Source organism: Streptomyces sp. NPDC051105 (assembly GCF_040682795.1).
Lineage (GTDB): Bacteria > Actinomycetota > Actinomycetes > Streptomycetales > Streptomycetaceae > Streptomyces.
Genome location: NZ_JBFBBR010000010.1, coordinates 381,408 through 396,389, shown reverse-complemented (window position 1 = coordinate 396,389; position 14,982 = coordinate 381,408). Strand labels below are relative to the sequence as shown.

Below are 14,982 nucleotides of genomic sequence, written 5' to 3'. Positions count from 1 at the left end.
CTCGGCCGACGCGCGTCGGCCGAGCCCCCACCGCTGTGTCCTCGTCCACTCGGAGACCCTTGGCCGAGCAGCGGGGCGGGGACGCAGCGGGGCGGGGATAGCGTCTCACCGGTCGAAGTAGCTGAAATCACCCACGGTCCATGCGCTGACGTCCTTGATCGCGACGCGGTACATGCCGCCCGTCTCCGGGATGCCGAGGCTGCCCTGCAGGATCCGCGCGAGATGGAAGTGCAGATGCGTGGGATCTCCGCCGCGGCCGGGCCGTTCCCCTCGCGGGCCGCCGGTGAAAACGCCGGAGAACGGGCCGAGGCGGTCCGACTCCTTCAGGACCTCCGCCACCCGCTCCCTCCACACGGCCTCGGGAGCCAGCCGGCCGGTGATGACGGCGCCGCCGACGACCACGGTCAGCGACATCTGGTTGCTTCGCTCGGACTCCACCGCGGCGGAGAGAGCGACAAGCAGTTCATCAGGGTTCGACATGAGAGCAGATCCTATTCAGCTGCCTGCCTCACCCCCCGCGCCGCGGGGGGTGAGGCAGTTTCACGGGCGGCGGGAGGCGGTTCTCGACCGAGCTGCGAGGGGCCCCATCCGCCGTGGCGCCGCGCGCGGCGGCCCAGGGGGAGGCCATCGTCGCAGGTGGCAGGATTCCTCCTCCGTCATAGGGGTGAAATCTACTCTTGCCAGAGTAGACATTGCCTCTCGGCGTGGTTATGCTTCCTGTCGTAGAACACGGTCGAACGAGACCCGGCAGAAACGAACTGGCGGGTAGTTGTACACGAAGTTCGCAGGTCAGTGCGGCTCTCGAGGCTCGAAGCCAAGGTTTCCCAGAACGGCGACGGCGCTGGGAGCCGCACTGGGCGGCTCGTATGTCGAGGAGCTGCCGCAGCAGTACCGCAGTGCCGATTCATCCAGTGTTGGTCCAGAGAGGAACGGAGGAGCAGACGCCATCAGGATCGCCCGGCCCGAGAAGCACTCGGCCGGGTACCGCAAGACCCCGGAATGGATGGTGGTCCCCGGTCAAGCAGCTGCGATCCCCCGCTACCCCGCCCTCAGCCGGGCCGGGTAGCGGAAACAGAAGGTCGGCACAGCAGTAGGGCCGACAGATGGTGTTGAATTTCCTTCGGGGCCTTGGTGCCGTACGGCACCAAGGCCCCTCGACGCGTTGCTGCACAGCGAGGTGACATGACAGCGGACAACCCTCTTAGTGATTTTCTGGACGACGACGACTACCCCGCCTACACGATGGGCCGGGCAGCGGAGATGCTCGGCACCACCCCGGGCTTCCTTCGAGCCATCGGCGAGGCTCGTCTGATCACTCCGCTCCGCTCGGAGGGTGGCCATCGCCGGTACTCCCGCTACCAACTGCGGATCGCCGCTCGCGCCCGCGAGCTCGTCGACAGGGGCACCCCGATCGAGGCCGCCTGCCGCATCGTCATCCTCGAGGACCAGCTCGAGGAAGCTCAGCGCATCAACGCCGAGTACCGTCGTGCCGCGGACAAGGCGGCCGGCGGCTCCGGTCCCAGCTGATCGCGGGGGCGCGGGCCACCCGGAGCGCCTTGTGGTGGCCACACGACAGTACGGGCCGGAAGTCCTGCGGTCGGGGTCACGACAGCGTCGGCTGTCGTGGGAGCGACGGGATGGAGCTGGGCCGGTTCCCGGCCGTCCGGCGCACCCAGCCCTCACCGGGCCGACCTCAACGGTGGGCATCAGGAGGGCTGTGCACCGGTGCCGCGGTTCGGGTAAAGCGGTGATCCACGCGGGCAGGCCCTCAGCCCGCGGTTCCCCGAAGAGCCCCGCGGTTCCCTGAAGAGCCCTGCGGTTCCCTGAAGAGCCCTGCGGTTCCCCGAAGAGCCCCGCGGTTCCCCGAAGAGCCCCGCGGTTCCCTGAAGAGCCCCGCGGTTCCCCGAAGAGTCCCTGCCGGACGGTTCGCCGTGCGAGGGACCTGGCGCGCGGGAGCCTTCCCGGTCTGCGTCCACCGATCGGTGGACGCGAAGTTCAACCGAGTGCCTCTGTCTGCCGACTGCCCAGGGCAGCAAGGCTTTTGGGCATGAAATCACTCACTGTTCGCATGGCGCGTTGGAGCGCCCGGCACCCCTGGCGGGCCATCGTCGGCTGGCTCGTGTTCGTGGTGTTGTGCCTGGCCGTCGGCAGTGCCGTCGGCACGCACAGCGCTACGACGGCCGACTACCGGGTTGGCGAGGCCGGCCGGGCGGAGGCGATGGCCGCCCAGGGCCATCTGGAGCGCAGGTCCACCGAGCAGGTGCTGATCTCCTCCAGGTCGGGCCCCCTCGACCGGGCCGCGGCCGAGGCTGCCGCGAAGGACCTGACCGCCCGGATGAAGCGGCTGCCCGAGGTGGCGGGCGTGGCCGACCCGCTGCTGGCCGGGGATCGCCGGACCCTCATGGTCGAGGTGGCCCTCAAGGGCGAGGAACGGGACGCGAAGGACAAGGTCGACGCGCTGCTCGCCCAGACCGAGGCCGTGGCGAAGGCGCGTCCCGGGCTGCTGCTGCAGGAGACCGGGAGTCCCTCCATCAGCAAGGGAGTCGACCAGCAGCGCGGCGACGACCTGGCGCTGTCGGAGGAGATCACGCTGCCCATCACCCTGGTCACCCTGTTGGTCGCCTTCGGGTCCGTGACCATGGCGGGGGTGCCGCTGCTGCTGGCTCTGTCGTCGATCGCGGCGGCCGTCGGGCTGTCGATGGTGGCCTCGCACCTGTCCCCCGACGCCGGAGTCGGCACGAACGTCATCCTGATGATCGGCCTCGCCGTCGGCGTCGACTACACGCTCTTCTACCTCAAGCGGGAGCGTGAGGAGCGGGCCCGCTCGGACGGCCGGCTGAGCTCCGAGGCGCTGGTGGAGCTGGCCGCGGCGACCTCGGGGCGGGCGGTCGTGATCTCCGGACTCGCGGTCGTGGCCTCCACCGCGACGCTGTATCTCGCCTCCGACGTCATCTTCTCCTCACTGGCCACCGGCACCATCGTGGTCGTCCTGGTCGCGGTGGCCAGTTCCCTGACGGCGCTGCCGGCGCTGCTGGTCAAGCTCGGACAGCGGGCCGAGCGCGGGGCCCGGCGCCGGGCCGAACGCGGCAAGCCGGCGCGCCGGATCCGGGGCGAGGGCGGCGGCCGGGTGTGGGCCGCGCTGCTGCGGCCGGCGAGCAGGCACCCGCTGGCCACCCTGTGCGTCTCGGTGCTCGCCCTGCTCGCGCTCGTCACCCCGTTGGCAGGCTTGAAGATCACGGAGATGAGCCGGGACACACACTCCCGGGACATCCCCGCCATGCGGGTGTACGACCGGCTCAACGAGGCGTACCCGGAGCAGCGGGTCACGCACCAGGTCGTCGTACGCGCCGCCGCCGCGCGTGCCGCCGAGGTCACCGGGGCGCTGCGCGAGCTGGTCCGGCGTGCCGACGCCGACCCGCTGTTCGCCGGTGCCTCGGGCATCCGGACGTCGACCGACCACCGGATCAGTGTGCTCGAACTGAAGGTGCCGTACCTGGGTAATTCCGAGCAGGCGTACGACTCCCTCGACCACCTGCGGAAGGACTATCTGCCCGCGACCGTCGGCCGGATCGACGGGGCGGAGTACGGAGTGAGCGGGGATGTCGCCCGGTACGCGGACTATCCCGCTCACCAGAACAGCAAACTCCCCCTGGTCCTCGGGGCGTTGCTGCTGGTCACCTTCGTGATGACGGCGTACGCGTTCCGCTCCGTGGTGCTGGGTCTGATCGGTGTCGTACTGAACCTGCTGTCCGCGGCGGCGGCGCTCGGGCTGCTGGTCCTGGTCTTCCAGGGGACCTGGGCCGAAGGGCTGCTGGACTTCCACTCCACCGGTTCCATCGGCTCGCGCGTACCGCTGTTCCTCTTCGTGATCCTCTTCGGGCTCTCGATGGACTACCAGGTGTTCGTGGTGAGCCGGATCAGGGAGGCCGTGCTCGCGGGCGTGTCCACCCGGCAGGCCGTGCTCGAGGGGATTCGCAGGTCGGCGAGCGTGGTGACCAGCGCCGCGGTGGTGATGACGACGGTGTTCTCGAGTTTCGTCTTCCTGCACATCATCGAGATGAAGCAGATCGGTTTCGTCCTCGCGGCGGCCGTGCTGCTCGACGCGTTCGTCGTCCGGATCATGGTCCTGCCGTCGGCGATGCTGCTGCTGGGCGAGGCGAGTTGGTGGCCCTCGCGGGCGGCAGGGCGTAAGGGGGCGGCGGCCCAAATCGCCGACGGGGAACTGGCGGTCGACGTACGTTGATCGGTATGACCGCTCTCGCCGACCCCTTGGCCGACGCCTTCTGGGCCACGTCGCTGCGCCGGTGGAACACGGTGTGCTGGGCGCTCTTCGGTGCGATGGCCGTCGGGCTGGTGACGGCGGCTCCGTCCGGCGGGAGCAAGTACAAGGCGCTCGCGCTGCTCGGCTGCGTGGTGCTGTGCTACGCGGTTCTCGACCGCTTCCCGGGCAACCCCGTCGTACGTCCACAGGTCTATCTGTCGGTGCTGGTGCTCGCACTCGGCGGGCTGGCGTATCTGGGCAGCAGCTATGCGGCGCTGTTCATGGTGACGCTGCCGCACTACTGGATGTTCGGGCGTACTCCGAGGACTTCCATGGGGTTCCTCGGAGCGGCCACCGGTGTCACGCTGACCGGGGCCCTGGTCCGGCAGGGCTGGTCGGCGGAGTTCTTCGGCGAGACGCTGGTGTCCACCCTGATCGTGGTCGCGGTGGGTGTGCTGATCGGCCTGTGGGCGCACTCGGTCGTCGCGCAGAGCAGTGAACGTGCGCGGCTGATCGAGGAGTTGGAGCGGACGGAGGCGCAGCTGTCCGAGGCTCACCAGCGGCAGGGCGCGGCGGACGAACGGGAACGCATCGCACGGGACATCCACGACACGCTCGCGCAGGGCTTCGCTTCGATCATCGTCCTCGCGGAAGCGGCACGGGCGGGCATGTCCGACGACCCGGTGCGCAGTGCCCGGCAACTGTGGTCGATCGAATCCACCGCTCGTGAAAACCTGGCCGAGGCGCGGGAGTTGGTGGGTTCGGCGAGGCAGCCGGGTCCGGGCCGGGCGGCGGCCGGTACGGTGGCGCAGACGCTGCGCCGTACCCTGGACCGCTTCGCGGAGGACACCGGGCTCGCCGTGGACGCCGATCTGGCAGACCTGGAGTGCGACCAGCGGACCCGGATCGCGCTGCTGCGCTGCACCCAGGAGTCCCTGGCCAACGTGCGCAAGCACGCGCGCGCGTCCACGGTGGGGGTGGTGCTGGTCCGGCGTCCGTACGGGGTGGAGCTGGAGATCACCGACGACGGCAGCGGGTTCGTGGCGGGGGAGTCGACGGGCTTCGGGCTCGACGGCATGCGCAAGCGACTGGCGGAGCTGGGCGGGAGGCTCACGGTGACGAGTTCGGTGGGCGACGGTACACGGATCCTGGCGATGATCCCGCCGGCGAGCGAGGTGGAGGCATGAGGGAACGAGCTGAACGAGGTGAACGAGGTCTGCGCATCGTCGTCGTGGACGATCACACCGTGATGCGGGCCGGAGTGATCGCCCTGCTCGCGGCCGAGGACAGCATAGAGATCGTCGGTGAGGCGGGCGACGGACGCGCGGCGCTCGAACTCGTCGAGCGGTACGACCCCGATGTCGCCCTGGTCGACCTGCGGATGCCCGTGCTCGACGGGGTGGCCACGACGACCGAGATCGTCGCCCGGTATCCGCGTACCCGGGTGCTGATCCTGACGACATACGACACCGATACGGAGATCGAGCGCGGTGTGGAGGCCGGAGCCATCGGTTATCTGCTCAAGGACACCACGCGGGAGCAGCTCGTCGACGCCATCCACGCGGCGGCACGTGGCGAGACGGTGCTCGCTCCCCGGGTCGCCGAGAAGCTCGTGGCGCGGATGCGGCGTCCCGTCCAGGACCCGCTGACCGACCGGGAGACCGACGTCCTCAACGCGGTGGCCGACGGCCTCACCAACGCCGAGATCGGCAGACGCCTCGTGATCGCCGAGGCCACGGTGAAGACGCATCTACTGCGCCTGTTCGCCAAGCTCGATGTGAACGACCGGACGAGGGCGGTGGTGGTGGCCATGGAGAGGGGGCTCCTGCGACGGCCTTAGAAGCACCTCGGCCCGCAGCGACAGGAGACGTCTTCCAGACCGGTGGGCGCGTGGCGCATCACAGCCGCACCCCGAGCACCCGCCGGGGTTTCGGTCCCGGCGACTCGGGCCCCGATCGGCTGCACCGGCGACGTCATCCACGGCGGCGTCCACGCAGGTCGGCACCCCTGCCTCCGCCCGCGCGCCGTCGCTTTCCGCGCTGAGAGCGCGAGTTCGATTCTCGTCACCACAGCACCCCAGCCTTTACCCAATCTTGGTAAGATCCGGCCACTTGTGCGAGGGGACGGACCCTCGTAGGGGAGGGAACATCACGTGGGCAGACACGCCCTGAGACGGGGCGGTCTGGCCGCCGCCGTCTCCTCGCTCGCGGTCGCCGTCGTGGCCGCGTCCGTCGTCTTCCTGTCGGAGGGCGGCGGTTTCGCAGAAGCGGCCGAGGCCGACACCACCGCGATCACCCTGGTCGACCCCGGCTCGACCACACCACGCACCGACCGCCCGTACGTCGCGGGCGACACCGGCTTCCTGCACCGGCAGACCGGCAGGACCGGACTGCTGTGGACCGACTACGCGACCAGCAAGACCGTGACCGTGGAGAACGCCACCGGCGTCTACACCCCGGGCACCGGCTGCACGAACATCGGCTCCGCGTGCCGTAGCGCCTGGTACGGCTCGGACAGCGACCTGGTCGCGCTGCCGGCCACGGCCAACGACGCGTACGCCACCCTGTGGGATCCGGCGACGGCCACCTCCAGGAAGGTGAGCTGGAACAGCTCCGTCCAGTACGGCCAGGGCTACTACCGGGCCCTCGCCGGCGACACGATCGTCACCACCAACTCCCTGATCGACAAGGCCGACGGCGTCGACGGCGGGTGGCGCACCCGCAAGGTCACCGGTGACGCGACGAGCGTCGGGAGTGAGGACGTGCTCGCCGCGGACCCCGCCGGTGTGTTCGTGTCGGAGAGCACCTACGGCTCGCTCCGCTACATCGACATCGCGTCGGCCGTGACCACCACCGTGTTCACCGACGCCACCTACGCCTCGCACTACGTGATGAGCGAGGACCGCATCGGCTGGTACCAGTCCGGCACCGCCGAGCTGCACCTGAAGTCCCGCACCGACCTGACCGCCGCCGAGCAGGTCGTCACGCTGCCCGCCCACCCGGGCGCGCTCGACGGCGACCCGGTCCTGGTCGGCGACTGGCTGCTGCTGCCGCTGTCCTCCAGCTCGCTCGGCTCCCGGCTGCTCGCGGTCGATGTGGACGACCCCTCGGTGCAGCAGACCCTGCTGGAGAGCGCCGGCGCGTACACGCTGGCGGCGGGTGACGGCAGTGCGCTGGTCACCGGGGGCACCGACGCCACCGACTGGTGGGTGCGGCGGGTGAGCCAGGCCGAGGACGGCACGCTGAAGGTGACGAAGGTCCAGCAGACCCCGGCGGTGGAGAACGCCAAGACGGGCATCGCGCTCAGCCGCGGCAGCCTGCGCGTCGCCGAGGACGACCCGAACGCCACCGCGGACACCACCTCCGTGCGCACCCTCACCACCGACGGCTCCGCCACCCTGACGGCGTCCGAGGCCACGGCGAGCGGCTCGATCTACGAGGCCCTCTGCCCGTACGAGGGCACCACCTGCTCGGCGCTGTGGGGGAACCTCGACGCCCGGGACGTCTACCTCGACGCGAACGGCGGCACCGACGAGGGCGAGAGCCTCGGCGACGACCGGCTGGCGGAGATCGGCGGCCACGACCTGGACTTCGGCGGCCGGGGCGGCCACATCGTCGACGTCTCCGACCGCTACGCCGTCTTCGACTCCGGCGGCACCAGCCCCGCGCAGTACGTGGGCGAGTTCGGCCAGGGCCAGAAGCTGAAGCGGTCCGTGCGCGCCGCCGCCCTGAACGGCTCCACCCTGTGGAGCGCTACCACCACCGCCGGCAAGCTCACCTCGTACAGCATCCCGCTGGCGAAGACGCTCACCACGGTGACCGTCCCGGGCCTGGCCTGCGTGCCGAGCGAACTCCAGGCGGCGGGCCGCTGGGTGTACTGGGCCTGCGGGAAGGACTCGGCGGGCGTGTACGACACCGAGGCGGGTACGTCGAAGGCGGTCACCCCCGGTGACATCCTCCTCGGCGACGGCTTCACGGTCCGCCACGACCACGCCGCCGGCACCCTGGTCCTCACCGAGGCGGCCACCGGCACCACGCGCACGATCGCCTCCGGCCTGGCCGACAAGGGCCTGGCCGTGGACCGCCGCTACCGCTGGACGGTCGACGAGTACACCGGCCTGGTCGCCTGGTTCGACGACTACGAGCGCACCCACGTCACCACCACGGGCATCGTCCCGTCCGCCGTGACGGCCTTTGAGACGTCGGCCGGCAGCTATGTGGACCCGGGGATGCCCTTCGAGGGCGCCTGGGTGCTGTCCCGCCCGGCCACCTCCTGGTCGCTCACCTTCACCTCGGTCCAGAGCGGCGCGAACGGCAAGGCCACCCGCACGCTCACCGGCGGCGCGACCCCGGCCCGGGTGACGGCGACCTGGAACGGCAAGACGGCGAGCGGGAGTTACTTCCCCAACGGCCACTTCACCTGGACCCTGAGGGCGACCGGCCTCGGCACCGCCACGGCGAACACGGTGGCCGGCGGCGAGGGCTTCCTGCAGCGCGGAGCCGCGGTGCGCCGCGACTTCGTCAGCCCCGACGGCCCGGACGGCCGCGGCGACCTGCTCACCCTGAACTCCTCGGGCGGGCTGACCTTCCACAGTGGCACGGGGACGGGCAAGCTCGGTGACAAGTACACGGGCACCGGCTGGCCCACGACCGTCACGGCGATCCCCTTCGGCGACCTCAGCGGCGACCGCTGCAACGACGTCCTCGTCCGCTACAGCAGCGGCGCGCTGCGGCTGTACAAGCCGGGCTGCGGGGCGGCGGTCAAGCCGTCGACGTCGTACACGACCCTCGGGACCAGTGGCTGGACGCAGTACAACGCGCTCACCTCGCCCGGCGACGTGAGCGGTGACGGACGCCCGGACCTGATCGCGAGGAACGCGTCCACCGGAGCGGTCTACCTCTACAAGGGGACGAGCACCGGCAAGCTCGCCGCCCGGGTCAAGCTCTACGACAACTGGAAGGGCTACAAGAAGATCGTCGGCACCGGTGACATCACCGGCGACGGCAAGGCCGACCTCCTGGCCCAGGACACGTCCAACAACGTCTACCGCTACAACGGCAAGGGGGACGGCACGTTCGCGGCCCGCGTCAAGGTGCTGTCGAACTGGGGCGGCTCGTACAACGCGGTCGTCGGGGTCGGCGACATCACGGACGACGGCAGGCCGGACCTGGTCTCCCGCGACACCAGTGGCAAGGTGTGGCGCAACAGCGGGGACGGAAAGGGTTCGTTCGGTCCGCGGGCGCAGCTCGCGAGCGGCTGGAGCGGCTACAAGGCCCTTTCTTAGACGGGGAGTTCGGCCCTCCAAAGGCGCCCGGAGACTTGATGTCTCCGGGCGCCACACGTCGGAGGTGGGAGGTCGTGGCCGGCGTCGGCAGGCCCTGGCCGTGTTCCGGGCCGCCCGCGCCTCGAAAAAGTAGCCCCCGCCTCCCGCAGGGGCGGGCCATCGTGGTCGACGGCGGGGGTGACTGCGGCGCACACGAGAAGGGCAGTCCGCGCGGCGGAGTACTCGGACCACCGTTCCCCACAGGCGCCGGACACCCACCCGCCACCACATCTCGGGAGGAGAAGGCCAAGCCGCCTACGGAGTGGATGCTTGGCTGCGGGACCTCCTGTCAAAGAGGGAGGTCATCAGGCAGGATCCGTTACGTCCTGTGGCGGCCCGAGCGACGTACGGGCCGCGGCAGGATCCGTTACGTCCTGTGGCGGCCCGAGCGACGTACGGGCCGCACGTCCCGTCGGCCGAGGGGGAGAAGACCACGTCGGTGTCCGTTCGCGAGGCGGTCCTGGTCGCCGCGACAGTCCTCATCCCGGCCGACGTCACCATGGCGCTCGCCCGCTTCCTGGAGATCGTGTACCCGTGACAGAACCCAGCAGCGCCCCGCGACCGACCGGACGCCGCCCCGCCTGGCTGACCCGCAACGTCAGGGTGCTGTGCGGGGTGTCCTTTCTCCAGGACGCGGCCAGCGAACTCCTCTATCCCATCCTGCCGATCTTCCTGACCGTGGTGCTCGGCGCCCCACCCGTCGCGGTCGGCGCCATCGAGGGAGCGGCCGAGGGGGCCGCCTCGATCACCAAGGTGGCCGCCGGGCGCCTGGCCGACCGGTTCTCCCGTCGTCCGCTGATCGGTGCGGGATACGGGCTGGCCGCGGTGGGCAAGCTGCTGATCGCGCTCGCGACCGCGTGGCCGCTGGTCCTCGTCGCCAGGGTCACCGACCGGCTCGGCAAGGGCATGCGCGGGGCGCCTCGCGACGCCTTGCTCGTCGAGGGCGTTCCGAACGGACAGCGCGGCAAGGTGTTCGGCCTGCACCGGGCCGCCGACACCGCAGGCGCGGTGGTCGGCCCGCTCGTCGGGCTGGTGCTCTACGAGGCGCTCGACCACCGGCTGCGCCCGCTGTTCTGGATCGCCGTGATCCCCGCCGTCGCGTCGGTCGCGTTGGTCACCGCCGTCCGCGACCCCCGAACCGAGACGGCGGGCGGCTCCTCGACACGGGCCGCCCGCACACCCTGGCGGTCCCTGCCCCGCCCCTACTGGCGGGTTCTCGGGGTGCTGCTCGCCTTCAACCTCGTCAACTTCCCCGACGCGCTGCTGTTGTTGCGTGCGCACGACCTGGGCCTCTCGACGGCCGGGGTGGTGGGCGCGTACGCGGTCTACAACCTCGTATACGCCGCCCTGTCCTACCCCGCGGGGGCGCTGTCCGACCGACTGCCGCGCCCGCTGGTCTTCGCCGCCGGTCTGGTCTTCTTCGCGATCGGCTACCTGGGCCTCGGCCTGATCCACAGCCCCTGGGCGGTGTTCGTGGTGCTGCCGCTCTACGGCGGTTTCGCGGCCTGCACCGACGGCGTCGGCAAGGCCTGGATCTCCACGCTCGTCCCCGACCACCAGCAGGGCACCGCGCAGGGCCTCTACCAGGGCGCCACCGGCGCCGCCGTCCTGCTCGCGGGCGTGTGGGCCGGGCTCGCCTGGGGCACCGACGGCCACCTCCCGCTGCTGGTCTCCGGCGGCATCGCGCTGGCCCTCGCCGGTGTGCTGCCGGTCGTCGCCCGCGGGCGGACCGCGGCCCTCTGACCCGGAGCGGCCGGCGAAGGCGCGGCAGGGCCGGCGAAGGCGCGGCGGCCGCCAAGGCGCGGCGGGCCGGTCGGCTTTCGGCCATCGACAGTGACAGGTTCTGGTCAAGGACTGTCCAAGTGCCGGACTCCTCCTCCCTCGGGTGATCGGGTCGTCCCCGACGGCTGTATCCGTGCCCGTTCGGGAGGACCTGGTGTCAGTACCGACCCGTAAGAGACGTTGGTTCACGATCTGTGCCATCACCGCATCCGCCGCACTCGTGGCGATACCCGCCGGCGCCGCGCCCGGCGGAGCCGGCAGCCCTTTCGGGGCCCGCGCGCTGGCTCAACTGGCCGCCGAACGCGCGCAGTCGGTGGGTACCGTCAGCCCAAAGGCGAAAGCCGGGGACGACGACGGCGGCGGTGACGACGGCAACGAGGCCGACGAGATAGCCGAAGGTGCCGACCAGTACGCCGAGGCCCGCACCTCACCCGGCATCGTCGCACCGGGCGCCTACGGCGCCGCCTGGACGAGTCTGACCAAGCTGCCGAGCACCGGGGGTGGTTGGCGCAACATCACGAACCTGCCGTACAACTCCGACGACCCCCGCTACCGCGACTACGACTCCAACTCCAGCGGCGGCTCGGGCAATGTGACCGGCCGGATGGCCGCGATGGCCGCCGACGACGACGGGTACGTGTACGCGGGCAGCGCGGGCGGCGGAGTGTGGCGGTCCCGGTCCGGGGGTGGGCACTGGAAGCCCATCAGTGACAGGTTGCCCTCCCAGTCCACCGGCGCGCTCGCGCTGGACGGCGCCGGGCGGTTGTGGCTGGGCACCGGCGAGGCGACGACCAACGCGGACGCCTACCTCGGCAGCGGCGTCTACGTCCTGTCGAACCCCCGCCACGGCACGTTCTCCTCCCGCAGCCGGGTCGGCGGCGACGAACTGGAGTCCACCACCATCCACGAGCTGCGCTTCGGCGGCGGCAAGGTGTGGGCGGCGACCAGCGAGGGCGTGTGGAGCCACTCCACGAAGAAGCTGAGCGGCTCCTGGAAGCTGGAGTTCGCACCCAACCCCGACTATCTGCCGGGCGGTTCGCTCGCGAACGACGACTCGGCCGCGTACAAGAACATCGCCAACGACATCGCGATCGACCCGAAGGACCCCTCCAAGGTGGTCCTCGCGGTCGGCTGGCGCAGCGGTGACGACTACAACGGCTTCTACACCAAGGTGAACGGCACCTGGACCCGGATCACCAGTGGCCTCGGCGACCTGCCCGCCGACCCGGACGACGTCGGCAACGTCACCTTCGCCCGCTCCGCCGACGGCTCCCGCTACTACGCCATCGACCAGTCCCCGGAGCAGCTGAACACCAACCCGGACAGCGGTCTGGAGGGCATCTACGTCTCCAGGTCCGGTTCCCCCACCGGCCCGTGGACGAAGATCGCCGACTACCAGGGCCTGGCCGCCGACGGCTCGGCGCTCACCTCCAGCGGTTACATGCCCGGCGTGCAGGCCTGGTACAACCAGTTCCTGACCGTCGACCCGGCGAACGCGGATCACGTCTACGCCGGCCTCGAAGAGGTCTACGAGACCAAGGACGGCGGCAGCACCTGGTCCACGGTCGGCCCGTACTGGAACTTCGGCTTCCCCTGCTGGAGCATCGACCCGGCCAAGCAGACGGGCGACTGCAGCCCGACCACCCACTCCGACCAGCACGGCGTCGCGATCGGCAGCTACCACGGCAAGAGCTTCGTCTACGTCGGCAACGACGGCGGCGTCTACAAGCGCCCACTCAACGGCTCCCAGGACGCCTCCGGGCACGCCACTGACTGGACCTCGCTCAACGACGGCACCATCGACACCCTCCAGTACTACTCGGTGGGCATCGGCAAGGACCTGGCCTACGGCGGGGTCTCCGTCACCGGCGGCCTCCAGGACAACGGCCAGTCCATCCTGCGCGGCAACGACACGGTGATGGGTTCCAACTTCGGCGGCGACGGCGGCGACACCCTCACCGACCCGGCCAACGGCTGCGACATTGCGGAGGAGTACGTCTACCTCGCCATCCAGGTGACGCAGAACTGTGCGGTGAACGACGGGGGTTGGGTCACCGACCCTAGCAAGATCACCTCGTACAACGTCGCCCCCGCCGACAACGCCACCGGCGAGGCCCGCTTCATCGCCCCGATCACGGCCGACGCGAAGAACCCGGCGACCTGGATCGCCGGCGGCCGGCACGTCTGGGTCCAGACCCACGGCTACGCCATCCGCAGCGGCGACGAGTGGACCAACGTGTACGACCTCGGCGCCGGGCGTACCGCCACCGCCGTCGCGGCCTCGGGCGGCAAGGTGTACGCGGCCTGGTGCGGGCCCTGCAACAACCAGGGTTTCGCCCGCGGCATCTCCGTCGGCAACGCGGACGGTACCGGCTGGCACGACATCACCCTCCCGGCCACCGGCGCGGACGGCACCGTACCCAACCGGTATCTCGCCGGCTTCGCCATCGACCCGAAGAACGCCGACCACGTCTACCTCGCGGTCAACGGCTTCTCCCGGCACTGGACCGAGGGTCCCGGCGCCGGTGTGGGCCACGTCTTCGAGTCCACCGACGGCGGCACCACCTGGAAGGACATCTCGAAGAACCTCCCCGACGTGCCGACGAACTCCGCGGTCGTCACACCGAACGGCGGTCTCGCCGTCGCCACCGACCTCGGCGTCGTCTACCGCGCGCCGGGCCGTACGACCTGGGAGCGCGTCGGCAGCCTCCCGGCCGTCGCCGTGCTCCAGCTCAAGCTGAGTCCGGACGGCAGGACGCTGTACGCGGCCACCCACGGACGCGGCATCTACACGATCGACGTGCGCGACTGCCACTGACGCAGCGGCAGTCGGAGGGGTGGTCCCGGGTCGCCGGGGTCACCCCTGCGTCGTGTACGGCACCACGCTCACGTGCAGCGTGAAGACGACCCGCGCCGCACCCGCCACGTCCGGCGCCTTCGCCGACGCGGTGACGTCCGCCGTACCGCCCCTTGCCCCCGCACACCGCAGCGAGGCGTGGGACGTACCGTCCGCGTCCACCCGCCATCCGGACGCCAGCACGAGAGCCGGCGCGGAACTCCGCACGGCCGTCCACCGTTTGTCGTCCGTGCGAGGCCGCAGGACGAGCGACACCACAGTCCCGGGCCGTGCACAGAGCCGCTGTTCGACCGCGTCACCGGGACTGACGGTGACCTCCGTATGCCCAGCGGCACAGCTCCCCGGCGCAGGGGAGGGACCGGTGGCCGACACCGACGGGCTTCCCCCGGTCCGGCTCGCAGACGGCGCTGCCGGTGCGGGCGCCGACGCACTGGCCGACGGCCCCGCCGAGTTGTCGTTCTCCGACGGTCCTGCCACCGATCCGCCGCCTCCCGACGCGTGGCACCCCGCCAGGACGACCACCACGGCGACCATCCATCCCCCGGCCCACCACCGCATCCCAGCACCTCCCGGCCCGCGCATACGCCCGAGATGTTCCGTCAGGCTCGTGTTGGAGCGGGTGTCGGTGCCCAGTCTGTCGTACTGCCGTCCGCTGAAGTGAACGGTCTTCGGATCGGTCGCGGCGAAGGCCGGGGTGGTGGCGGTTCCGGCCGTCTCGGCGGTTCCTTCGGGGTGCATTCCGCGTAGGTGCCGGCAAAG

The 14,982-nt window shown here is 70.8% G+C and carries 11 protein-coding genes; 9 read left to right on the top strand and 2 right to left on the bottom strand.

What is annotated here, in order from left to right; all coding sequences use genetic code 11:
• Positions 1 to 105: 105 nt before the first annotated feature.
• Positions 106 to 480: a hypothetical protein gene (locus AB0N16_RS26165; protein ID WP_365800620.1), complete on the bottom strand. Its 375-nt coding sequence runs from the start codon at positions 478 to 480 to the stop codon at positions 106 to 108.
• A gap of 702 nt (positions 481 to 1,182) precedes the next feature.
• Here AB0N16_RS26165 and AB0N16_RS26160 point away from each other — a divergent pair.
• The 8 genes from AB0N16_RS26160 to AB0N16_RS26125 all read left to right on the top strand — a co-directional run bounded on the left by AB0N16_RS26160 (position 1,183) and on the right by AB0N16_RS26125 (position 14,184).
• Positions 1,183 to 1,527, top strand: coding sequence for a helix-turn-helix domain-containing protein (locus tag AB0N16_RS26160; RefSeq protein ID WP_365800618.1), 345 nt, complete (start codon positions 1,183 to 1,185; stop codon positions 1,525 to 1,527).
• A 520-nt stretch (positions 1,528 to 2,047) separates the two neighbouring features.
• The gene (locus AB0N16_RS26155) at positions 2,048 to 4,243 is read left to right on the top strand and encodes an MMPL family transporter (RefSeq protein ID WP_365800616.1); all 2,196 of its coding nucleotides are present in this window, start codon (positions 2,048 to 2,050) and stop codon (positions 4,241 to 4,243) included.
• A gap of 5 nt (positions 4,244 to 4,248) precedes the next feature.
• Positions 4,249 to 5,448, top strand: a complete 1,200-nt coding sequence (locus AB0N16_RS26150; protein ID WP_365800614.1) for a sensor histidine kinase — start codon at positions 4,249 to 4,251, stop codon at positions 5,446 to 5,448.
• A complete protein-coding gene (locus tag AB0N16_RS26145; RefSeq protein WP_365800612.1) occupies positions 5,445 to 6,101 on the top strand; it encodes a response regulator transcription factor in 657 nt (218 codons plus the stop codon). Before AB0N16_RS26150 ends, AB0N16_RS26145 begins: the two co-directional genes overlap by 4 nt.
• Positions 6,102 to 6,413: 312 nt before the next feature.
• The gene (locus tag AB0N16_RS26140; RefSeq protein ID WP_365800610.1) at positions 6,414 to 9,545 is read left to right on the top strand and encodes a VCBS repeat-containing protein; all 3,132 of its coding nucleotides are present in this window, start codon (positions 6,414 to 6,416) and stop codon (positions 9,543 to 9,545) included.
• A 415-nt stretch (positions 9,546 to 9,960) separates the two neighbouring features.
• A complete protein-coding gene (locus AB0N16_RS26135) occupies positions 9,961 to 10,122 on the top strand; it encodes a hypothetical protein (RefSeq protein WP_365800609.1) in 162 nt (53 codons plus the stop codon).
• Positions 10,119 to 11,327 (top strand): MFS transporter, encoded by a 1,209-nt coding sequence (locus tag AB0N16_RS26130; RefSeq protein WP_365800607.1) that lies wholly within the window; start codon positions 10,119 to 10,121, stop codon positions 11,325 to 11,327. The genes AB0N16_RS26135 and AB0N16_RS26130 overlap by 4 nt, the downstream gene beginning before the upstream one ends.
• Before the next feature lie 193 nt (positions 11,328 to 11,520).
• Positions 11,521 to 14,184, top strand: coding sequence for a glycosyl hydrolase (locus AB0N16_RS26125; protein WP_365800605.1), 2,664 nt, complete (start codon positions 11,521 to 11,523; stop codon positions 14,182 to 14,184).
• Between the two features lie 39 nt (positions 14,185 to 14,223).
• Here AB0N16_RS26125 and AB0N16_RS26120 read toward each other — a convergent pair whose 3' ends face one another.
• Entirely contained in the window at positions 14,224 to 14,430 is a 207-nt protein-coding gene (locus AB0N16_RS26120) for an acetyl-CoA synthetase (RefSeq protein WP_365800651.1), read from the bottom strand.
• Positions 14,431 to 14,584: 154 nt separating this feature from the next.
• Between AB0N16_RS26120 and AB0N16_RS26115 the strand changes: the two genes are divergently transcribed.
• Entirely contained in the window at positions 14,585 to 14,884 is a 300-nt protein-coding gene (locus AB0N16_RS26115) for a hypothetical protein (RefSeq protein ID WP_365800603.1), read from the top strand.
• Positions 14,885 to 14,982: the final 98 nt, after the last annotated feature.